Raw genomic sequence first — 21,049 nt, 5'->3', positions numbered from 1 at the left:
CTCCCCACCATGACGACTAACGACCTGTATGCCTACATGGAGCACCCCTCGCGACTCTCGGCTGCCACGCTGCCCGAGATGAAAGCCCTGTACGAGGCCTATCCCTACTGCTCCACCTTCGTCTTCCTATACCTATATAATATGTATGTGGTGCAGGACGTGCGCTATGCTTCGGAGCTGCGCCGGCTGGCACCCTATCTGCCGGACAGGCGCAAGCTGTACCTGCTCGTGGAGCAATATACGCATCCGGAGCAGCTACAACCTGCCTCGGCCGACAAGGAGCCGGACGCCTTCTCGCTCATCGATGACTTCCTCGACGAAATGACCCGAAGCGGGGCCGACCTGCCTTCGGAGATCTCCTACGGAGGAGACAGCGGTATCGCTTCGGCTTCGGACTACTTCGCCGCCACGGCACCTGCCGATCAGGCCGAATCGTCCCATAGCGTGCCGGTCTTGTCCGTGCAGGCAGCCGACACACCGCCTGAGAGCACGCCTCCGGCAGCCAAGGATCCGGCCCCGATCGTCCCGGCGGACGAGCTGGACGAAGGGCTCTTCACCGAAACCCTCGCGCGTATATACATCAAGCAGGGACGTTACGATAAGGCACTGAGGATAATTCGTACCATTAGTTTGAATTATCCGGAAAAAAACCTTTACTTTGCGGATCAAATTCGATTCTTAGAGAAGTTGATTATTAACGACAAAAACAAACTATAAAGATGTACATCGTACTGACTATTCTCATTCTGCTCATATCGCTCTTCCTTATTCTGGTCGTAGTGGTACAGAACTCCAAAGGGGGAGGCTTGGCAGCAGGCTTCGCATCCAGCAATCAGATCATGGGCGTCCGCAAGACTACCGATTTCCTCGAGAAAGCCACTTGGTGGTCGGCCGGTATCATTGCCGTTCTGGCGATCGTTTCTACTCACTTCCTCCACACAGGGAAAGCAGATGAAAGCCAAAACGTCATGAAGGAAACCCTGAACAAGAAGGTGAAAGAAGAAAAGAACTCTGCGGTGATCAACTTCGGCGGAGATGCCGCTGCTACGGAATCCGCCCAGCCCGCGACAGGAGAGACCACTCCCGAGGAGGGGCAGGCACAATAAGGAGGATCAGCCCTTTCTATATCCCTTGCAGGAGATAAGGGGATCGACAGACGTCTTTGTCTTTGAGCCGAGGCTTGAGGGCAAAGACGTTTTACTTTGGTGGAGCGGCCGCTCCGCCGCCCTTCGGCAGAGGGACAGCATGCAGACCGACAGAGCTTCCGAGGGGTGCGACAAGCCCTTGCTGATGGAACGAACGGACGTACCCCGAAAAAACGTCTAGACGTTTCGACAAAAAGGTCTAGACGTTTTGCCCGAAACGTCTAGACGTATTGAGACAAACGTCTAGACGTTTTTAGAGAAAGGTCTAGACGTTTTGAAAAGCCCCGACAAGAGAGCAGACGACAAAGCCAATGACAAAGAGACTATTCCTGCCCGAATGGGCACCGCAAGAGGCCGTACAACTGACCTGGCCTCACCCCCTGACCGACTGGGCATATATGCTCGAAGAGGTGGAAACCTGCTTCGTCCGCATAGCCACCGCCATACTCCGCCACCAGCGGCTGATAGTCGTTTGCCCCGATCGCAAACGGGTGCTCGGCCTGCTACCTCCGGAGCTGCACCACCGGCTCAGCTGCTTCGAGCTACCCTCGAACGATACGTGGGCGCGCGACCACGGAGGCATCTCCCTCCTCTCGGACGGACGGCCGATGATAGCCGACTTCACCTTCAACGGCTGGGGCATGAAGTTCGCCGCCCATCACGACAATCTCATCACGAGGCGGCTCCACGCGCTGGGTCTCTTCGCCGAAGGAGTTACCCTCGACAATCGCCTCGCCTTCGTCCTCGAAGGTGGAGCACTGGAGACGGACGGCGAAGGCACTTTGCTCACCACGGACAGCTGCCTCTTCGAGCCGAACCGCAATGCCGGCCTGAGCCGTGCGGCCATTGTCGACATGCTGAAAGAGAGCCTCGGCGTCAGCCGTGTACTCTCGCTCCGCCACGGAGCCTTGGTCGGCGACGACACCGACGGGCACATCGACACGCTGGCGCGGTTCGTCGATGCCCGTACCATCGTCTACGTCCGCTCGGAAGATCCCACGGACGAGCACCATACCGACCTCACGGCCATGGAGCAGGAGCTGAAGGAGCTGCGCCGCCCGGACGGAGAGCCGTACCGACTCGTGCCGCTGCCCATGGCGGAAGCCCTATACGACGGAGCGGACAGACTGCCCGCCACCTATGCCAACTTCCTCATCATCAACGGGGCAGTACTCGTGCCCACCTACGATTCGCGCCTCGATGCCGTCGCCCTCTCGGTGATGCAGGGGCTATTCCCCGATAGAGAGGTCATCGGCATCGACTGCCGTGCACTCGTCAAGCAGCATGGCAGTCTCCACTGCGTCACGATGCAGTACCCCCAAGGATTCATACGCTAATTCCACAGCAAAGGACTATGAAAGTAGCACTCATTCAGCAAGCCAACACCGCGGACGTCCGCTCGAACCAAGAGCGACTGGCGGACAAGATCCGCGAAGCCGCCCGACGCGGTGCCGAGCTGGTCGTACTCCAAGAGCTGCACAACGGGCTCTATTTCTGCCAGACGGAAGACGTGCAGGTATTCGACCAGGCAGAGACCATCCCGGGACCGAGTACCGATTTCTTCGGTACCATCGCACGCGAAGCCGGCATCGTGCTGGTGCTCTCCCTCTTCGAGAAGCGCGCTCCGGGGCTTTACCACAATACGGCCGTCGTGCTGGAGCGAGACGGCACTATCGCAGGGAAGTATCGCAAGATGCATATACCCGATGACCCTGCCTATTACGAGAAGTTCTATTTCACGCCCGGCGACTTGGGCTTTACCCCCATCCCGACGTCCGTCGGATGCCTCGGCGTATTGGTCTGCTGGGATCAGTGGTATCCCGAAGCGGCGCGACTGATGGCCATGCAGGGTGCCGATATACTGATCTACCCCACGGCTATCGGTACCGAAAGCACGGACGTGCCTGCCGAGCAGCTCCGCCAACGCCAAGCGTGGCAGATCGTACAGCGCGGACATGCCGTGGCCAACGGCATCCCCGTGGTGGCGGTGAACAGGGTCGGCTACGAGGCAGACCCTTCAGGCCGCACCGGTGGCATCACGTTCTGGGGCTCCGGCTTCGTAGCCGGACCGCAGGGCGAACTGCTGGCCGAGCTGAGCGCAACGGAAGAGGCTGTGGAGGTAGTGGATATAGATCCCTCCCGAACCGAGCAGGTGCGCCGCTGGTGGCCGTTCTTCCGGGATCGGCGGATCGACGCTTTCTCCGGCCTCACGGAGCGTTTCCTTCGGGGTTGATTGTCAAGGCAAGAGGGGGGATGACGTCCGTTTTCTCCCCCTTGGAAAAGGAGCCGGATCGTTCCTTTCCGTGGGGCGTTTTCCTACTATTATATAGTGTAACCTTTATCAACAATATAGAGGAGTTTTCAACAGTTGTAATACAATGTTCCACGTATGTGCCACGTTAGTAGATCGAAAATACGTAGTTTTGGCGCATTGATATTCTTGAAATATGGGTAAAATAATCGCTCTGGCCAATCAGAAAGGCGGTGTAGGCAAGACTACAACGACTATCAATCTGGCAGCTTCGCTCGCTACTTTGGAGAAGAAAGTATTGGTGGTCGATGCCGATCCGCAGGCCAATGCTTCCTCCGGACTGGGCGTAGACATCGCTTCCCTGCAGAACACCATATACGAATGTCTCGTGTGCAATCTGCCGGTGACCGAAGCTGTGCTGCCCACTCCCGTGGACGGGCTGGACATTATCCCTTCGCATATCGACCTCGTCGGTGCAGAGATCGAGATGCTCAACCTGCCGGAGCGCGAGAAAGTGATGCACCGTCTGCTGCGCGGCATAGCCGATCGGTACGACTACGTCCTCATCGACTGCTCCCCCTCACTGGGCCTTATCACGGTCAATTCGCTCGTGGCGGCGCATTCCGTCATCATCCCCGTGCAGTGCGAATACTTCGCTCTCGAGGGGATCAGCAAGCTGCTCAATACGATCCGCATTATCAAAGGCAAGCTCAATCCCACACTGGAGATAGAGGGTTTCCTCTTGACCATGTACGACAGCCGCCTGCGACTGGCCAATCAGATATACGAAGAGGTCAAGAAGCACTTCCGCGATCTGGTCTTCGATACGGTCATCCAGCGCAACATCAAACTAAGCGAGGCCCCCAGCCACGGTATCCCGGCACTGCTGTACGATGCCGATAGCCGCGGAGCGGTCAATCATATGCAGCTGGCGGCCGAGCTGATCAAAAAGCACAAACAGAAAGGAGCCTGACTCTACTTATGAAGCATACGAAGAAAACGCTCGGTCGTGGCCTGGACTCCCTCCTCGATGCGGAGGTCATAGGGTCTTCGTCCATCAGCGAAGTGGCCATCAGCGATATATACCCCAATCCCGATCAGCCGCGCCGGACTTTCGAGGAAGAGTCCCTGAAAGAACTGGCCGCTTCGCTCCATTCGATAGGATTGGTACAGCCCATCACACTACTGAAGAAGTCCACCGGCGACTATATGATCATCTCCGGAGAACGCCGCTGGCGTGCAGCCCGAATGGCCGGTATGACTACCCTGCCGGCATACATCAAGACGGAAGAGGACGAACATGTGATGGAGATGGCACTGATCGAAAACATCCAGCGCGAAGACCTCAACGCCATCGAAATCTCTCTGGCCTATCAGAAGCTCATCGAGACCTACGACCTCACACAGGAGGAACTCAGCACCCGCGTGGGCAAGAAGCGCACCACGATCAGCAACTACCTGCGCCTCCTCAAGCTCCCGGGCGAGATACAGATAGGTCTGACTCAGAAGAAAATAGATATGGGGCATGCCCGCGCCTTGCTCAGTATCCCCGATCCCGAGCATCAGCTTGCCCTCTATGCCGAGATCATCAGGCAGGGACTCAGCGTCCGTGCCGTGGAGAGTCTGGCAGCGCGTTATCGCGAAGAGGGAGCCGATTCGTCCGCCAAGCAGAAGAAGGCCAAGCAGTCTCTGCCGGAAGAGTACCGCCTGCTCACGGGTCAGTTGTCCCGATTCTTCCGGACGAAGGTCAAGCTCGACTGCGATGCCAAGGGGAAAGGCAAGCTGACCATTCCCTTCGCATCGGAAGAAGAGCTGGAGCGAATCATGGCTTTGCTCGAGCGTATCCGCTAATCCTCTTACCGTAGCCGTTATGTCCGGAAGTCGTTGGAGAATTGTCGTCCTGTTCCTCTGCCTTTGTCTTTCTCAGGCAATGGCACAGAGCATCGTGCCTGACAGTATCGCACGGCCGACGACGAGTGCGGCCGATACCGCGACTACGAAGCTCCCCGATACGCTCCGAGTGCAGACGCCTTCCCTGCCGGCCGCTACTGCATCTCCCCACGACCTCCTGACAGCCAAGGCGTGGAAACCCAATTCCACCCGTGCACTCCTCTACTCGGCCCTCCTGCCCGGAGCAGGTCAGATCTACAACCGCAAGTATTGGAAGCTGCCGATCGTATGGGGTGCATTCACGGGATGCGGCTATGCCATCCTCTGGAACAACAAGACGTACACCGAGTATCGTAAAGCCTATGCCGACTTCATGAGTGGCGATCCTTCGCAGACGGCTTGGCACAATTTCCTTCCCTTCGGGGCCGATCCGGCCGACTACGTCAAGAGCGAACAGCTCAGAGCACGACTCAAACGCGGCACGGAGTACTACCGTCGCAACAGGGATTTGAGTATCATCATTACGCTCGGCGTCTACTTTCTGACGATGCTGGATGCCTATGTGGATGCCGAATTGTTCGACTTCAACATCTCTCCCGACCTCTCTTTTCATTTCAGTCCGACGGTGGGTACAGACGATAAGTCCGGCCTTTTCCGTTATGGAGTTAGCTGCGGCCTCACTTTTTGACCTCCCCTTACTCTCCGGATGAAACAATATCTCCTCCCCGCCCTCATTGCCTTCCTGGCTTTTCTGCCGATCCGATCGTCCTATGCCATAGGTCGTTACACTCCGGCGGACTCTACTCAGGACGTGCGCAATGCAGCCCGTCGTCTGCTACCCTCTTCGGACTTGGACAAGGATTTGGAGAGACTCCTCCGCACTTGGCATAAAGGATATTCCACCAAGACAAAACGTGGCGAGCGTCCGTGCATCAACTCCGATACGGGTCCTTATACTCCGGACTCCGTGTACATCCGGAGGCTTTCCGCCCTGCCATCGGCCGTGCCCATACAATTCAACCCTGCCGTCAAGCAGTGCATCAAGCTCTACACCGAGGAACGTCGTCGCCTTGTCCGCTATATGCTCTCGCTGGCCGACCTGTATTTCCCTCAGATCGAAGAGACGCTCGACCGTCATAACCTCCCGATCGAACTGAAGTACCTGACCATCGTGGAGTCGGCTCTCAACCCTACCGCAGTATCACCGGCCGGAGCAGCCGGTATATGGCAGTTCATGCTGGCTACGGGCAAGATATACGGACTCACTATAAACAGCCTCATCGACGAACGGCTCGATCTGCAGAAAAGTACAGAGGCTGCCTGCCGCTACTTCAAGGACATGTACGACCTCTATCGCGACTGGCTCCTCTGCATCGCAGCTTATAACTGCGGACTCGGCAATGTGAACAAAGCCATCCGAAAGTCCGGTGGTAAGACCGACTTCTGGGAGATCTATCCCTATCTTCCTCGCGAAACGCGGAACTACATCCCGCTCTTCATCGGTGCATACTATGCCATGCACTACCATATCGAACATGAGATCTGCGCCGGAGAGACAGGCGTTCCCTTGGCTACGGATACGATCATGCTGTCCCGACAAGTATCCTTCGATCACATTCGCCGCCTGTCCGGTGTGACCAACGACGAATTGCAGCTGCTCAATCCCCAATACAGAAGGGGCATCATCCCCGGCAATACCCAGCTGTGCCGACTACGCCTTCCCGTCACTGCCATCAAGGAATTGGACAAGGTTCGCGATTCGCTTTATTCCCCCGACTTGGAAGTTTCCGTATCGGATTTCCCTGAGCAAGGCGGACAACGCTCAGGAGGATCGGGACGAACCATCATCTTCCATAATGTCAAACGAGGCGAGTCGCTCTCATCCATCGCCAAACGTTACGGCACCTCGGTGGCAGCCATTCAGAAGGCAAACGGCTTGAAGTCGGCTTCCGTCAAACCCGGTCAGAAGCTGCAAATCACTAAAAGTTCCTCCTCCGGCTCCAAGAAAAAGGGCAAGTACAGAGCCAAGCGAAAGTCCCGCAGAAGGAAATAATCCTCCGCCACCCTCTTCCGAATAAACACGAACCGTCTATACTCTCCAAGGCCTATGACAAGAAAAGTCCGGAGAATAAGCCGGTCGTATAGTCTGTAGGCAATAGAAAAGCGGTGTGCCTCTTGAATCGCTGTTCGGGCGATCTCGGCACACCGCTTCTTTTAGAAAGTCTTATGATCCGGTTACTGACGTCCTTCCGTTGTCACGTCAGGCGCTATTTTCTTCACCAAGCCCTGCAATACATTTCCGGGGCCTAACTCCATAAAGTGGTCGGCTCCATCGGCAGTCATATTCAGCACACTCTGTGTCCAGCGAACCGGTGCCGTCAGCTGTGCTATCAGGTTCTTCTTGATCTCTGCCGGATCGGTGACAGCAGAAGCCGTTACATTCTGATAGATGGGGCAGATCGGCTGACTGATCGTAGTCTCTTCGATGGCTTTTGCCAGCTCTTCACGAGCCGGTTCCATCAGAGGGGAATGGAATGCTCCACCGACAGCAAGCTTAAGAGCACGCTTGGCTCCGGCTTCCTTGAGCAGCTCGCAAGCTCTGTCCACTCCTTCTACCGAACCGGATATAACGATCTGTCCCGGGCAGTTGTAGTTGGCCGGTACGACAACTTCGTCCGTCACTTGGGCACAGATTTCTTCTACCTTTTCGTCAGGCAAACCCAGTACAGCCGCCATAGTCGAGGGGCGTACTTCGCATGCTTTCTGCATGGCCATGGCACGTTTCGATACGAGGCGAAGACCATCTTCGAAGGTCATGGCACCTGCTGCGACCAATGCCGAAAACTCTCCGAGCGAGTGGCCTGCGACCATATCGGGACGGAAGTCTTCGCCCATCGTCTTGGCCAGAATCACCGAGTGAAGGAAGATCGCCGGCTGGGTCACTTTGGTTTGTTTCAGCTCCTCTGCCGTGCCGTTGAAGAGGATGTCCGTAATGCGAAAGCCTAATATCTCATTGGCTTTTTCAAAATATGCTTTGGCCTCGGGGTTCTGTTCGTACAGGTCTTTTCCCATTCCTACAAACTGTGCTCCCTGACCGGGGAATACAAATGCTTTCATCTCTGTTTCGTTATAGTCTTGATTATGATTCCGATTATTCTATTAGTCTCTCTATTCTGTTAAAGTCGAGCATCAAAAGACGATGGACGATTTCTCCACATTCGGCCTACACCCGCTCCAGTACTTTCACCAGCACCTCCCACGTGCGAGCTACGGATTCGATATGAACCCTCTCGTCCGGAGAGTGCGGCGATCGGAGTTCGGGGCCTACCGAGATCATGTCCATATCCGGCATTACGCCTTGGATGATACCGCACTCCAAGCCGGCATGCATCACCAGCACTTCGGGCTTTTGGCCGTAATACTCTTCAAATACTTTACTCATCACCTCGAGGATATGCGACTGGATATTAGGCTGCCAGCCATTGTACGAAGCGTCGAATTCCACTCGTGCTCCTGCCAAAGAGAAAACGCTCTCGATAGCCGATGCTACCCACATCTTGCGCGATTCGGAAGAGCTACGCACCAGGAAACGAGCGGAGATCACCCCTTCCTTGGCTGTGATCAACGCCAGATTGGATGAAGACTCTACCGTACCGGGGAAGTCTTGGAGCATCGACTGCGGGCCATTGACGCAGGCTTCCACGGCATTGATCAGACAGTCCTGGATCTCTTCGGGGATAATCGTTCGGGGGCATTCGATACGACTGGCCTCGAACTTGATGTTTTCCTCTATGCCGCTGAATTCCTTACGGAACAAATCCTGATAGTCGGATACCAGTTCCCATACAGCTCCGGCCTCTTCTTCCTGAATGGTGATAACGGCAAATGCTTCGCGTGGAATAGCATTGCGGAGCGATCCTCCCTCTACCCATGCCAAGCGAGCACCGTAGAATCCTACAGCTTCTTTCAGGAATCTGAACATCAGTTTGTTGGCATTGGCTCGTCCAAGGTGAATATCGACACCCGAATGTCCTCCTTTGAGTCCTGTCAAAGATACCTTTACACCTATTTCTTCGTCCGAAACGAGTTCTTCCTCCTTATATTCCAGTGTGGCATTGACATCGATACCTCCTGCACAGCCTACGAAGAGCTTGCCTTCAGCCTCCGAGTCTATATTGAGTAGGATGTCGCCACGAGAGAACCCTGGCTTGAGACCATTGGCACCGTCCATTCCCACTTCTTCATTGATGGTGAAGAGAGCTTCCAGCGGACCATGCTTGAGAGTAGAGTCTGCCATAGCTGCCATGGCATAGGCCACCCCGATACCGTTATCGGCTCCCAAAGTAGTGCCACGAGCTTTCACCCACTCTCCGTCGATATATGCATCGATGGGGTCTTTGGTGAAATCATGATCGACGTCCGAATTCTTTTGAGGCACCATATCCAAGTGCGATTGGAGGGTCACGATCGGTCTGCTTTCCATGCCTGGCGTGGCCGGCTTGCGAATGATGACATTGCCCACCTCGTCTTGCTCGGTCTCCAGACCAAGTCTCTTACCGAAGTCGAATACGTACTTGGTCACCTCGTCCATCTGTCCGGTAGGTCGAGGTATTTGTGTCAGGTCGTAGAAGTATTCCCAGACGGCTCGTGGTTTGAGGTTTTTGATCTCTGTTGACATAACTGTGAAAAGTGTTTTGGATGATTGTTGTTAATTGTTTGACTGTTTTATGCGATCGTATTTCTTATTGACAAAAGGAAGCAAGCCGATAGCCACGAACCCGACGGCCGTAGTCCAAACGGTTTGAGTCGTGTGTACCACCAAGGCAAACGCTCCGGCATCCTCCTTCGTCACACCGAAAGCCACAAGAGAAGCAATGACCATAAAGTGCCACGGCCCTACCCCTCCCTGTACGGGTACGGCTACGGCTATACTGCTCATGGCAAAGCTGATCAGCCCCACTCCCATGCCCAGCGATCGGGTAAAGTCGAAAGCGAAGAATGTGGTGTAGAAGTAAAAGAAATATCCTACCCACAAGAGGATGGAATACAGGATGAAGAGCCACTTGTGCTCCATGTGCCAGATAGAGCGAAGCCCCTCCAGTATTCTACCGATGAGTGCTGCTATCTTGCGAACGGGGCCTACGTGTGAGAGGTATTTATAGAGCAAGAAGAAAAGCAGCCCGACACCTACGACAGCAACGTATAGCCAGATGGAACTGAAAATGGTGAAAAAGCCTTGCGTCAGCTGTGGATTGCGAGCAAAGAAAGCGGAGAAAAAGCCCTGAAAGCCCATCATGATACTCAATGTAATGAGTCCGACCATCACCAAGTCCATGATCCTGTCCATGAAGAGCGTACCGAGGAGCTGGGGGAAAGGTATCTTCTCGTAGCGGCTTTCTTCCGCGCATCGCCAAAATTCTCCGGCACGGGGCAGAGCCATATTGACCGTGTAATTGCCCAAAGTAGTCAGAATGGCATTGATTTTCCGTGGATGAGGAGAAGCCAGAGGCTCTATGAGGAGTTGCCAGCGCAGACCGCGTATACAGTTGGCAGCCAATCCGAACAAGAGAGAGAAAGCTATGATGTAGTAATTGACACCGTCGCGGACGATCTTGCCAATGGCGGAGAAATCCATTTTGCGGTACACCAACCAGAGGAGCAGACCGCCTATGGCGAGAGGAATAATGACCTTAGCTACCGACTTCCATTTGTTAGACCTGTCTGCTGTCACTATTTCTTGCCCTATATTATTAGTCATTTAGTTGCTCTTATCTTGATAAATGATTTTGCTATTTAGATTACCCTTAGTACGATGCCATTAAAATAACAATCAAAATATCGTACCTTAGCATTTTCTAAACAACGCAAATATAAAGAATTTATATTTCATGATGCGAGTAAAAGCCAAGAAGGCACTGGGGCAACACTTCCTCCGCGATCTGAGTATTGCAGAGCGAATAGCCGACACCCTCTGCGAGCATAAAGCATTGCCTGTACTGGAGATCGGGCCGGGTATGGGAGTGCTTACGCAGTTCTTGCTTCGCAAGGGGCATGATGTTCGCGTCATAGAGATCGACGGAGAGTCCGTCAGCTATTTGCGAGAAGAGTTCCCGGAGCTTTCCGATCGGATCATCGAGGGCGATTTTCTGCACTATCCTTTGTCGGAGCTGTTCCCCGAAGGACGACAATACTGCCTGATAGGCAATTACCCCTACAATATCTCCAGCCAGATTTTCTTCCGTCTGTTGGACGTTCGCGAGCAGATCCCTTGCTGTTCGGGGATGCTCCAGCGCGAAGTGGCTATGCGACTGGCATCGCCTCCGGGGAAAAAGGATTATGGCATATTGAGCGTGTTATTGCAGCTTTGGTACAATATCGAATACCTCTTCACCGTAGACGCTTCCGTTTTCGATCCTCCGCCCAAAGTGCAGAGCGGCGTAATACGTCTGACACGCAATGACCGCAAGGAACTCCCATGTAGCGAAAAAGCACTGAAGACGGTGGTGAAAACAGCTTTCGGACAGCGCCGGAAAACGCTCAGGAACTCTCTTCGCGGTATCCTGCCGGTCGGATTCGATCGTTTCGACGATCCTGTTTTCTCGAAGCGACCGGAGCAGTTGTCCCCCGATGATTTCGTCGCACTTACGCTCTTGTTGCAGCAATAGCATTTTCATTTCCCCCTGATCAACGAATTCTTATGGACTTCACGAAAGAATATCTTCACAATCTTCGCCAGATCATCGACCAAAAGCGCGATGCGGATGCTCTCGACCTGATGAGCAAGCTCCACCCCGAGGATATTGCGGATCTCTATGACGAGCTGGATCTGGACGAGGCAGTCTACCTCTACCTTCTGCTCGATGGAGAGAAAGCCGGTCTCGTGCTCTTGGAGCTGGATGAGGATGAGCGAAACAAGGTACTCGAAAGGATTCCTTCCGAGACCATCGCCGGAAAATTTGTCGGCAATATGGAGACCGACGATGCGGCCGAGCTAATTCGTGAGCTGGACGAAGACCAGCAAGACGAGATTCTCAGTCAGGTGACCGATATAGAGCAGGCCGGAGATATTATCGATCTGCTCAAGTACGAAGACGACACAGCCGGTAGCCTCATGGGTACCGAGATGATCATCGTCAATGAGAACTGGAGTATGCCCAAGTGTATCGAAGAGATGCGCTTGCAGGCAGAAGATGTGGACGAGATATACTACGTCTATGTCATCGACGATGAAGAACGGCTCAAAGGGGTGCTGCCACTGAAGAAACTGATCACCAGCCCTTCCGCCTCGAAGATCAAGTATGTGATGAAGACCGAGCCTATCTCCGTCAAAGACAATGACCCGATCGAAGAAGTCGCGGAGAAGATAGAGAAGTACGACCTCGTAGCTCTGCCGGTGGTGGACAGTATCGGTCGTTTGGTAGGCCGGATCACCATCGACGATGTGATCGACGAAATCCGCGAACAGCACGAACGCGACTACCAGCTGGCTTCGGGTATTTCGCACGACATCGAAGCTTCGGATAAGGTCTATATGCAGACCGCAGCACGTCTGCCGTGGCTTCTCATCGGTATGGCAGGAGGATTGGCCAACTCCATCCTCCTGGGAGGATTCGACTCCCTCTTTGCCGCCAATCCCAAGATGGCTCTCTTCATTCCCCTCATCGGTGGCACCGGCGGTAATGTGGGCATCCAGTCTTCGGCCATCGTGGTGCAGGGACTGGCAAACAACAGCCTGAAGCAGGCCAAACTCTGGACTCTCATAGCCAAGGAAGTCGTCGTAGCCCTGATCAATGCCTCTATCATCAGCCTTGTCGTCTTCCTGTTCAACTATTTTTTCCTCGGTGACGTCCTCGTCATGTCCGCCGTCTCCATCAGCCTCTTTTCCGTCGTATTGTTCGCCAGCATATTCGGCACCATGGTGCCGATGCTGCTGGATCGATTGAAGATAGACCCGGCCATAGCCACCGGCCCCTTTATCACCATTACGAATGACCTCATCGGGATGATGATCTATATGCTTGTAGCCACGCTGCTTGCTCAGGCTTTGTAATTTCGGACAGGACGCGAGCTATGGGGATTGTCGAACGCCAGAGTATCAAAGGAACCCTCGTCAGCTATGCAGGGGCTTTCATCGGCTTCCTGACCACCTTCCTTATTATCACCGAGTTCTTGACCCCCAAGGAAGTCGGTCTTACTCGCAATATAGTCGAAGCCGCTACGCTGATCAGCAGCTTTGCGCTTCTCGGGCTCAACTCCTCTGCCTTCCGGTTCTACCCCTACTTCCATAGCGAGAGCGGAGAAGCCTCCCCCGATGGAGTTCGGGACAATGGTTACTTCTACTATATGATGGCGGTAGCCCTCGTCGGAGGAGTGCTTATGACCCTCCTGATGCTGCTGGCCAAAGGCCCCTTTGTGGCCATGTTCAGCCGCAATAGTCCAGAGCTGGTGGACTTTTACTATAGCATCGTTCCCTTGTTCGTCTTCATGCTCTTTTGGTCTGTCTTCGAACTCTATGCCACACAACTGATGCGGATAGCCGTGCCCAAGCTGATCCGTGAGGTAGTGCTCAGGCTGATGCTGATCGTTGTTTATCTGCTCTATGCTTTCCGATGGGTGAGTCTGGAGATTTTTATCGCCATATTTATTGCCGCCTACGCCGCATGTATGCTGTTGATGTTGGCTTATATCCGGCGAATCGGCAAGGTCAATCTCCGTCACAATCGGGGCTTTCTGACACCGGAGCTGAAGCGCAATTTTCTCCGCTACACCCTCTTCTATGTCGTAGCCAGTATAGGCAGCAAGCTCAGCAGCCGTTTGGATCTCTTCATGGTCAGTTCTCTGGACAAGGGCGGATTGGATTCGGGCGGTATTTTCTCTATCGCTTTCTATATGGTAGCCGTGGTGGAAATACCCTCCAGATCCCTGCTCAGCGTCTCTTCTCCCCTGATGGCCGATGCCATGAAACGGAACGATCTGGTCAAAGCCGACGAACTCTTCAAGCGCGTCTCGCTGCATCAGCTTCTTTCCGGTGGCCTTATCTTCTTGCTTATTTGGTTCAATATCGACAGCATCTTCTCCATCCTCCCGAACGGTCATCTCTATGCCGCCGGCAAATACGTGGTTTTCTTTTTGGGGATCGCTAAGATGATCGAAATCACGCTGAACTACGGCAATCCGATCGTGAGCTGTTCCAAGTATTATCACTGGAATCTTTACTATACTTTCCTCGTCACCATCCTGGCCGTGCTCACCAATCTGTGGCTGATCCCCGTTTTGGGCATCAACGGAGCAGCCATTGCTACGCTCCTGACCACACTGCTGAGCTATGGCGTACAGCAATTTATGATCAGCCGGAAGCTGCATGCTTCGCCCTTTTCTCCGGCCCTTTTCCGTCTGTTGGCTCTCTTCGCCCTCCTTTTTGGTGCCAATGCCTTGATCCCTCATGTCGATTCTCCCTGGATCGACATACCCCTCCGTTCCATCCCTATCGGAGTGGGAGCACTCGCTGCTGTCTATGCCATGCGCCTGTCTCCCGAGTTCAATAGAGCCGTAGACAAATACTTCCGTCGCCGATGAACCTCCTCCGCCGATTCACATCTCGTCTTTATGCCCTCGCTCCCAAACGGATGCAGTACGTCATTACAGAGGGGAAACGCCGCCTGCGCCGCCTAACGGTAGAGCCTCGGCTCATTCGCGAAGCACTGCAGCGCAACGACGAGCTAAAAAAGAAACTATGCGACAAGGAAACCATCAATGTCGTATTCCTTGCCGTGTACGACTCCATGTGGAAATACGATGCCCTGTTTGCTGCCATGCTCCGGCATCCGCGCGTTCGGCCTGTACTCATCGTTTGTCCGGCGAACAATCTGCCGGCCGGCGAACGGGGCGAACTCCTGCAAAAGATACTTGCCCACTTTCAAGCCAAAGGCTTCGATCCGCAGCCGGCTTGTCGGGACAATGGAGAGGTAAGAGATATTCGGGCAGAATTTGCACCGGATTACATTTTCTATACCACACCTTACGACATCCAGTTGCCGCCACCCCTTCGCCAGAGGGCCTTCCCCGATATACTCACTTGCTATAGCCTGTATGGCTATCCCCTCGAAGAATATCCTGACTGGTACGACCTCCTGTTTCACAATCTTTTGGGGTACTATTTTTTAGTTTCGGAAGAAGACCTTCGCATCTACTCGCGACTCTCGCGCGCGAAGGGACGCAACGGAGTGGTCAGCGGAGCACCTTTGTTTGATGCTTTCTCCTCCGAAATGAGGGATCGAACGGAGAAAAACGATGAAGAGCTACCCCTCGTAATCATCGCTCCGCACCATTCGATAGAACCTTGGGGATATAGCCTGTCCAATTTCCTCGATTATGCGGATACCTTCCTCCGATTGGCACGGAAGTACGAAGGCCGATTGCGCTTTGCTTTCAAGCCGCATCCGATACTCAAGACCAAACTCTATGCCTTGGATTCGTGGGGACGCGAACGAACGGATCGGTACTACCGGGAATGGACAGATATGCCTCATGCCGAATTGGCCGAAGGAACTTATGTCGATCTCTTCTGTCGCTCTTCGGCTCTCGTGCATGATTGCAGTGCTTTCACCGTGGAATATCAGATCGTGGGGCGTCCGTCTCTCTTTATGCGGAAGAACGGACGCCTGCCTCACGGGCTCAACCGAGCCGCCCAAGAGGCCTTCGCGTTGCACGATATGGCAGATTCTGCGGAAGACATCGATTCATTTCTACAAAAGATAGCAGAGCGCAGACCCGATCCCGTAGCCGATAGGCGTCGGGCCTTCATTCGGGACTATTTGCTTCCTCCCCGAGGGGCTACTGCCTCAGAGGTCATCATCGACACTTTGCTCACATCTCGTCCGTAAATTTTTTGGTTCTCCACGCCCGAAAACGTGGTGCGGGAACTTTTTCATTTTGGTTCGGGAATGAAAAAATTCTCGCGCGAGAACGAAAAAATTCTCACGCCACTTCCTTTCAGCTTTTGGTTTGCGATTCGGGCAATTTTCGGCTCGTGTTTTTTCCTGATCGGCCGAATGGCTCTGCGCCTTGATGCCGTTTTTCTTCTATTTGTATCGGCTATTTTTGCCATAGGTATGGCATTGAACTTTAATCATTATTTTCGCACCGGACTTTGATTACAGTGTAATTATGAAAAGAATAGTATTGATTCGCCACGGCGAGAGCTTGTGGAACAAGGAAAATCGCTTTACGGGATGGACAGATGTGGATTTGTCCGAAAAAGGTATTGAAGAAGCCAAGAAAGCCGGCGAGCTCATGAAGAAAGAAGGCTTTCAGTTTACCAAAGCCTATACCTCCTATCTCAAACGCGCCGTCAAGACCCTGAACGGTGTCCTCGACGTAATGGACTTGGATTGGATACCGGTGGAGAAGACCTGGCGTCTGAACGAAAAGCACTACGGTATGCTGCAAGGCCTCAACAAGGCCGAGACTGCCGAGAAGTACGGGGACGAGCAGGTACTCATCTGGCGTCGCAGCTACGACGTTCCCCCCACGCCTATGGAGAAAGAGGATCCGCGCTCTCCGTTCATGGATCCGCGCTACAAAGGCGTGTGCGAGAAAGACCTGCCACTGACAGAAGCTCTCTGCGACACGGTCAATCGTATCCTCCCCTATTGGAACGAAACCATATTCCCCACGCTCAAGGAGCATGACGAGGTATTGGTAGCGGCTCACGGCAACAGTCTGCGCGGTATCATCAAGGTACTGAAAAACATTTCGGACGAAGACATCATCAGCCTGAACCTCCCGACGGCCGTGCCTTACGTTTTTGAATTTGACGACAATCTCCGTCTGGTGAAGGACTATTTCCTCGGCGATCCCGAAGAGATCAAAAAGCTGATGGAGGCAGTAGCCAATCAGGGCAAGAAGAAATAAAACCCCCATCGCCGGCCCTTTCCTGTTCTGCTTTTCGACAGAGGGCAAGGAGAAAAAACAAGAAGAGAGCGTTGCACGACCGTTAGCGGTGCAACGCTCTCTTTTCATTTCATCTTTTTGCTCGGTTGCAGTGGATGTTATTTGTGCCGGAGGTTTTTCTCCTGCAAGACCTTGTCATACACACGTATCAGGGATTGGGCTACGGCTTCGGGTGAGAAACGCTCTATATAGGCACGCCCGTCGGCTATCATCTTCTCTCGGAGTGAGCTGTCGGAGAGGATGCTGTCCAGCATGGATGCCATCATTTCCGCATCGTCGGGGTCGGTGTACAGGGACGAGGGACCTCCGGCCTCTTCCAGACACGAGCCTGTGGCTGCAATGACCGGCACACCCGAAGCCAGTGCTTCGATAATCGGGATGCCGAAGCCCTCGAAGCGCGAAGGATAGACGAATACCTCTGCTCCGCGATAGATGCCCGGCAGGAAGGCAAACGGGACATCGTGCAGCATCATGAGCCGGTCTGCCACCCCTGATCGCTCTGCACACTGCTGCACCTCCGCACAGTATGGCGTGCGCTTCCCTACGGCAACGAGCCTGATTTGCCGGTCGCGAGAGTGTGCCAGAGCCTCCACGGCCAGTCGGAGGTTCTTCCTCGTCTCGATGCTTCCCACATAGAGCAGGTAACGCTCAGGCAAAGCATACCGCTCCCTCGCTCTCGACTCATCCTCCTCGGCAGCCTGTCCGAAGGCCGGCGAACAACCCTGATAGACGACATCGATCCGATCGGCAGGCACGTGGAAAAACTCCATCACATCGCGCTTGGTCTGCTCGCTTATCGCTATCACCCTGTCGGCACGACGGGCAGCATGGCCGTATTTGAGCCGATAGAGCAGCCTGTCCACAGGCTTATAATAGTGGGGATAGCGAATGAAGATCAGGTCGTGGATCGTTACCACCGTGGCGATACCTTTGCCGTATATGCCCAGTGGCAGTTCGTGGCTCAAACCGTGGAAGAGATCGATGCCCTCTTTTTGCAATCGAGGCACCACACCGAAATTGCGCCAAAGCGATCCTCCCGTACCACCTTCGGGCAGCAGCCATTCTATGCCCTCGCGTTGCTGCAAGGTGGAGTACAGAGCCGGATTGCCCTTCTTGGGAGAACAGAGGTAGTAGCGGTGTTCGGGGTGAAAGGTGGCCAAGGCTTCGACCACGAAGCGGCTGTAATTGCCCAATCCGGTGGCGTTGGATGTGATTCTCTTGGCATCAAAAGCTATACGATTCATCCGGTTTCCTTTTTTCTTATTGAATGTTTTTCGGCGAGGAATATCCTTCGGCTCTTTTCAGCGTATGGCGCAGGTCGCCCACTTCAAGAAAGGAGAAGTACAGATCGTTCTCGATACGGAAGAGACGAGTGCTGCCCGTGAGCTTTCGGACAAGGCGTACCGAGCGATAGCGGATATATGCCCGACGGAAAGCGGAGCGGCTCATTCGCTTTTGTTCGCGCACCAGTGCCTTGCGAGCATACTTGCGGACTTTGCTGCGGAAGAACCGATCCGATTCGCTTTGCACTCCTTCGACCACTTCATCCGTATTCAAGCCCTGTGCCTCGGCATAATATTCGGCAAGCTGCCCGCTCACCGGCGGACAGAAGCTCAGACGCGCAAAGTTGGCACAGGCTTTCCGTCCCGTAATCGGCTTGTCGTAGAACTTCATCCGGTTCAGGTCTATGAGGTAGAACGAATACTCGCCTTTCTCGTCTGTCCGATACAGTACGTTGCCCGGCGACAAGTCAATGTGATGGATGCCTGCTCGGTGCATTCGGGCGATGAATCCGGCCAGCGCACGGAGCAATGCCTCGCCTCCTTCCACGCCCTGCATGGAGAGACGAATATCCCGACAGTCGTGCATGCTCTCGCAGACGTAATAGCTCCTGCGCAGAAGCCCTTTTTCGCTCTCGATGGCATAGCCCGCCGGCCGCGGAGTGCCGATGCCGCATCGACCCAGCCGTATGGCGTTGCGATAAGAGCGGGCAGCCTTCGACGGACGGAAAAATGAGTAGACGATGCGCTGGATGGCAATAGGGATTCGGAAGCTCTTCACCACCTGCTCTCCCTGTGCGGTACGAATGGCGTAGAGCCGGTTGCGCGCTTCGTATATCACCCTCGGAGGATCGGTATCGGGTACGGCACCGCCGGATTCTTCTCGGCGGATGGCTTCGACGGCTTGCATCAGGAGGGGCAGGTCTGTCGGTATATCGGTATGATAACTGAGCATGCTGTAATTACTCTTTCAAGATGGTTCGGAGCGCATCGATCCAACGGGCTTCGCTATTGAGACAGGGAATGTAGGTAAAGTCCGTGCCTCCGGCTTTTTTGAAAATGCTCTGTCCGTGATCGGCTACTTCTTCGAGAGTCTCCAGACAGTCGCATACGAAGGAGGGGCAGGCTATGAGGATACGTTTGGTTCCCTCTTGCGGCCAAGCGGACAGTCGCTCCACCAAATAGGGGCGCAGCCATTCGGTATGGCCTACGCGAGACTGGAATACTTGTTCTACCTGCTCTTCGTTCAAGCCGAGTGCCTCGCGGATCAGTGCCGTTGTCCTGTATGTCTGATGGCGGTAGCAGACGCTTGCCGTAGGATCCTCCTCCGTGCAACACCCTTCGGGATGCCGGAGGTCTAAAGCCTGTCGGGTGGTCTTGTCCAAATGATCGTAGGGGATACCGTGATAGGAAAGCACGAGCTTGTCGAAAGGCTTCGTCAGATAGGGCCGGATGTTATCGGCAAGGGTACGAATATAGGCTTCGTGTGCGTAGAAAGGCTGCACGATGCGGAAGGAAAGATCCGGACAAAGGCGGCGGATTTCGGCCTTGCAGTGCTCCACGGCCGTCTCGTAGCTGCTCATGGCATAGTGTGGGAAGAGCGGCAGGACGACGAGACTTCGATCGCGCGGCAGCTCCTTCAGTACATCGGCTACAGCCGGTTTGCCGTAGCGCATGGCTACGTGGACTTCTCTGCCCGTATGTGCCAGTGCTCGGGCTATGGCTTTCGTATGCGACAAGAGGGGGAAAGATCGGGAGGCTTCGTCCCAAACAGTCCGATACTTGCGAGCCGAACTTTTCTTTCTGAAAGGAGTGATAATGCCTCGTACGAGCAGCTGTCTCAGGAGAAAAGGCAAAGTGATGATCCTCCTGTCGGTCAGAAAAGAATTGAGGTAGCGCGCCACGTCCTTCACCTCAGGGCTGTCCGGCGAGCCGATATTCAGCAGCAATACCACCTCTTCCGCACCTTTATTGTCATCGGTTCTTCTACTATCTGCCATAATTTCAGGACGAAGATAGGTAAGATTCCGTTCGCGTCCCTTATTTTTCCGATCCCATTCCCTAAATGAATGTGAGCATTAACGGAGTAAGGAAGTCATATTGGCCGAAGCTCGGATGTGCAATGAATAAAGGGATCGACTCTGCTGCAAAAGGATCCGACGAAAATGCCGTGCGGCAGTCTCTCTCTGAATAGGATATACGGGCACTTTCGGCGAAAGAGGGAATGTCCGATAGGAAATCTGCATCGCGGAGCCGAAAAAGGTCGCTCCAAGGTGGAGGAAGCTTTTTCGGTGTGGACTTGTCGCCCTCCAACTTGGAGGAAGCAATTGCGGCGCAACTTTGTCATGCTCCAAGTTGGAGGAAGGTTTTTCGGCGCGGACTTGTCGTCCTCCAATTCGGAGCAGCGAATTTCGTGTCCGATTTGCAGGTTTGCACGCCGAACAATCTGCATTGCAGAGCCGAAATGCAAATTCCCCGGCGGACAATGACACTTTCCCAACCAAAAAGGTCGCCGCAACTTGCGGGAATAC

General features: G+C 54.1%; 21 protein-coding genes. 14 read left to right on the top strand and 7 right to left on the bottom strand.

All coding sequences use genetic code 11. The features are described 5' to 3' along the window. The first annotated feature begins 9 nt into the window (after positions 1-9). The 8 genes from HQ49_RS08855 (at position 10) to HQ49_RS08815 (ending at position 7,339) form a co-directional block, all read left to right on the top strand. Positions 10-717, top strand: a complete 708-nt coding sequence (locus HQ49_RS08855; RefSeq protein WP_018965233.1) for a hypothetical protein — start codon at positions 10-12, stop codon at positions 715-717. 2 nt (positions 718-719) lie between these two features. After that, positions 720-1,106 carry a preprotein translocase subunit SecG gene (gene secG / locus HQ49_RS08850; protein ID WP_018965234.1) on the top strand — a complete coding sequence of 129 codons (387 nt, stop codon included), beginning with the start codon at positions 720-722 and terminating at the stop codon, positions 1,104-1,106. Positions 1,107-1,456: 350 nt separating this feature from the next. Next, complete coding sequence (locus tag HQ49_RS08840; RefSeq protein ID WP_039419579.1) at positions 1,457-2,482, top strand: agmatine deiminase family protein; 1,026 nt, start codon at positions 1,457-1,459, stop codon at positions 2,480-2,482. A gap of 17 nt (positions 2,483-2,499) precedes the next feature. Next, positions 2,500-3,378, top strand: coding sequence for a carbon-nitrogen hydrolase (locus tag HQ49_RS08835; protein ID WP_018965237.1), 879 nt, complete (start codon positions 2,500-2,502; stop codon positions 3,376-3,378). Positions 3,379-3,592: 214 nt separating this feature from the next. Beyond that, on the top strand, positions 3,593-4,369 hold the full coding sequence (locus tag HQ49_RS08830) for a ParA family protein (protein WP_018965238.1): 777 nt from the start codon (positions 3,593-3,595) through the stop codon (positions 4,367-4,369). A gap of 8 nt (positions 4,370-4,377) precedes the next feature. Continuing rightward, positions 4,378-5,247, top strand: a complete 870-nt coding sequence (locus tag HQ49_RS08825) for a ParB/RepB/Spo0J family partition protein (protein WP_018965239.1) — start codon at positions 4,378-4,380, stop codon at positions 5,245-5,247. A 19-nt stretch (positions 5,248-5,266) separates the two neighbouring features. After that, positions 5,267-5,974 carry a DUF5683 domain-containing protein gene (locus HQ49_RS08820; protein ID WP_039419578.1) on the top strand — a complete coding sequence of 236 codons (708 nt, stop codon included), beginning with the start codon at positions 5,267-5,269 and terminating at the stop codon, positions 5,972-5,974. 18 nt (positions 5,975-5,992) lie between these two features. Next, the gene (locus tag HQ49_RS08815) at positions 5,993-7,339 is read left to right on the top strand and encodes a lytic transglycosylase domain-containing protein (protein ID WP_039419577.1); all 1,347 of its coding nucleotides are present in this window, start codon (positions 5,993-5,995) and stop codon (positions 7,337-7,339) included. 182 nt (positions 7,340-7,521) lie between these two features. Here HQ49_RS08815 and fabD read toward each other — a convergent pair whose 3' ends face one another. The 3 genes from fabD to HQ49_RS08800 all read right to left on the bottom strand — a co-directional run bounded on the left by fabD (position 7,522) and on the right by HQ49_RS08800 (position 11,044). Beyond that, positions 7,522-8,403: an ACP S-malonyltransferase gene (gene fabD / locus HQ49_RS08810; protein WP_018965242.1), complete on the bottom strand. Its 882-nt coding sequence runs from the start codon at positions 8,401-8,403 to the stop codon at positions 7,522-7,524. Between the two features lie 106 nt (positions 8,404-8,509). Then, positions 8,510-9,964, bottom strand: coding sequence for an aminoacyl-histidine dipeptidase (gene pepD, locus HQ49_RS08805; RefSeq protein ID WP_018965243.1), 1,455 nt, complete (start codon positions 9,962-9,964; stop codon positions 8,510-8,512). Between the two features lie 30 nt (positions 9,965-9,994). Beyond that, positions 9,995-11,044 (bottom strand): lysylphosphatidylglycerol synthase transmembrane domain-containing protein, encoded by a 1,050-nt coding sequence (locus HQ49_RS08800; RefSeq protein ID WP_052073476.1) that lies wholly within the window; start codon positions 11,042-11,044, stop codon positions 9,995-9,997. Positions 11,045-11,174: 130 nt separating this feature from the next. Here HQ49_RS08800 and rsmA point away from each other — a divergent pair, with 130 nt between their 5' ends. The 4 genes from rsmA to HQ49_RS08780 are packed head-to-tail and all read left to right on the top strand — an operon-like array spanning position 11,175 to position 16,169. Next, the gene (gene rsmA / locus HQ49_RS08795; protein WP_039419575.1) at positions 11,175-11,951 is read left to right on the top strand and encodes a 16S rRNA (adenine(1518)-N(6)/adenine(1519)-N(6))-dimethyltransferase RsmA; all 777 of its coding nucleotides are present in this window, start codon (positions 11,175-11,177) and stop codon (positions 11,949-11,951) included. A gap of 32 nt (positions 11,952-11,983) precedes the next feature. Beyond that, positions 11,984-13,336 carry a magnesium transporter gene (gene mgtE, locus HQ49_RS08790; protein WP_039419574.1) on the top strand — a complete coding sequence of 451 codons (1,353 nt, stop codon included), beginning with the start codon at positions 11,984-11,986 and terminating at the stop codon, positions 13,334-13,336. Positions 13,337-13,356: 20 nt separating this feature from the next. Next, positions 13,357-14,862 (top strand): polysaccharide biosynthesis C-terminal domain-containing protein, encoded by a 1,506-nt coding sequence (locus HQ49_RS08785; protein ID WP_039419572.1) that lies wholly within the window; start codon positions 13,357-13,359, stop codon positions 14,860-14,862. Continuing rightward, entirely contained in the window at positions 14,859-16,169 is a 1,311-nt protein-coding gene (locus HQ49_RS08780; protein WP_039419571.1) for a hypothetical protein, read from the top strand. Before HQ49_RS08785 ends, HQ49_RS08780 begins: the two co-directional genes overlap by 4 nt. On the opposite strand, the gene HQ49_RS12305 is transcribed toward HQ49_RS08780, so the two are convergent. Then, complete coding sequence (locus tag HQ49_RS12305) at positions 16,128-16,217, bottom strand: hypothetical protein (protein ID WP_394331911.1); 90 nt, start codon at positions 16,215-16,217, stop codon at positions 16,128-16,130. The genes HQ49_RS08780 and HQ49_RS12305 overlap by 42 nt on opposite strands. Between HQ49_RS12305 and HQ49_RS12300 the strand changes: the two genes are divergently transcribed. Next, a complete protein-coding gene (locus tag HQ49_RS12300; RefSeq protein ID WP_235290109.1) occupies positions 16,200-16,439 on the top strand; it encodes a hypothetical protein in 240 nt (79 codons plus the stop codon). The two genes, HQ49_RS12305 and HQ49_RS12300, sit on opposite strands and share 18 nt — an antisense overlap. A gap of 13 nt (positions 16,440-16,452) precedes the next feature. Continuing rightward, entirely contained in the window at positions 16,453-17,199 is a 747-nt protein-coding gene (gpmA, locus tag HQ49_RS08770) for a 2,3-diphosphoglycerate-dependent phosphoglycerate mutase (protein WP_005875265.1), read from the top strand. 137 nt (positions 17,200-17,336) lie between these two features. Here gpmA and HQ49_RS08765 read toward each other — a convergent pair whose 3' ends face one another. Genes HQ49_RS08765 through hemH form a run of 3 tightly spaced genes read right to left on the bottom strand, consistent with a single transcriptional unit; the run spans position 17,337 to position 20,518 of the window. After that, on the bottom strand, positions 17,337-18,482 hold the full coding sequence (locus HQ49_RS08765) for a glycosyltransferase family 4 protein (RefSeq protein ID WP_039419569.1): 1,146 nt from the start codon (positions 18,480-18,482) through the stop codon (positions 17,337-17,339). Between the two features lie 16 nt (positions 18,483-18,498). Then, on the bottom strand, positions 18,499-19,473 hold the full coding sequence (locus tag HQ49_RS08760; RefSeq protein ID WP_039419567.1) for a lipopolysaccharide kinase InaA family protein: 975 nt from the start codon (positions 19,471-19,473) through the stop codon (positions 18,499-18,501). 7 nt (positions 19,474-19,480) lie between these two features. Further along, positions 19,481-20,518 carry a ferrochelatase gene (gene hemH / locus HQ49_RS08755; protein ID WP_018965252.1) on the bottom strand — a complete coding sequence of 346 codons (1,038 nt, stop codon included), beginning with the start codon at positions 20,516-20,518 and terminating at the stop codon, positions 19,481-19,483. Positions 20,519-21,049: the final 531 nt, after the last annotated feature.

This window comes from Porphyromonas gulae, from assembly GCF_000765945.1.
Taxonomy (GTDB): domain Bacteria; phylum Bacteroidota; class Bacteroidia; order Bacteroidales; family Porphyromonadaceae; genus Porphyromonas; species Porphyromonas gulae.
Note: the sequence above shows the minus strand (reverse complement) of the source record. Positions and strands in the feature narration are given on the sequence as shown.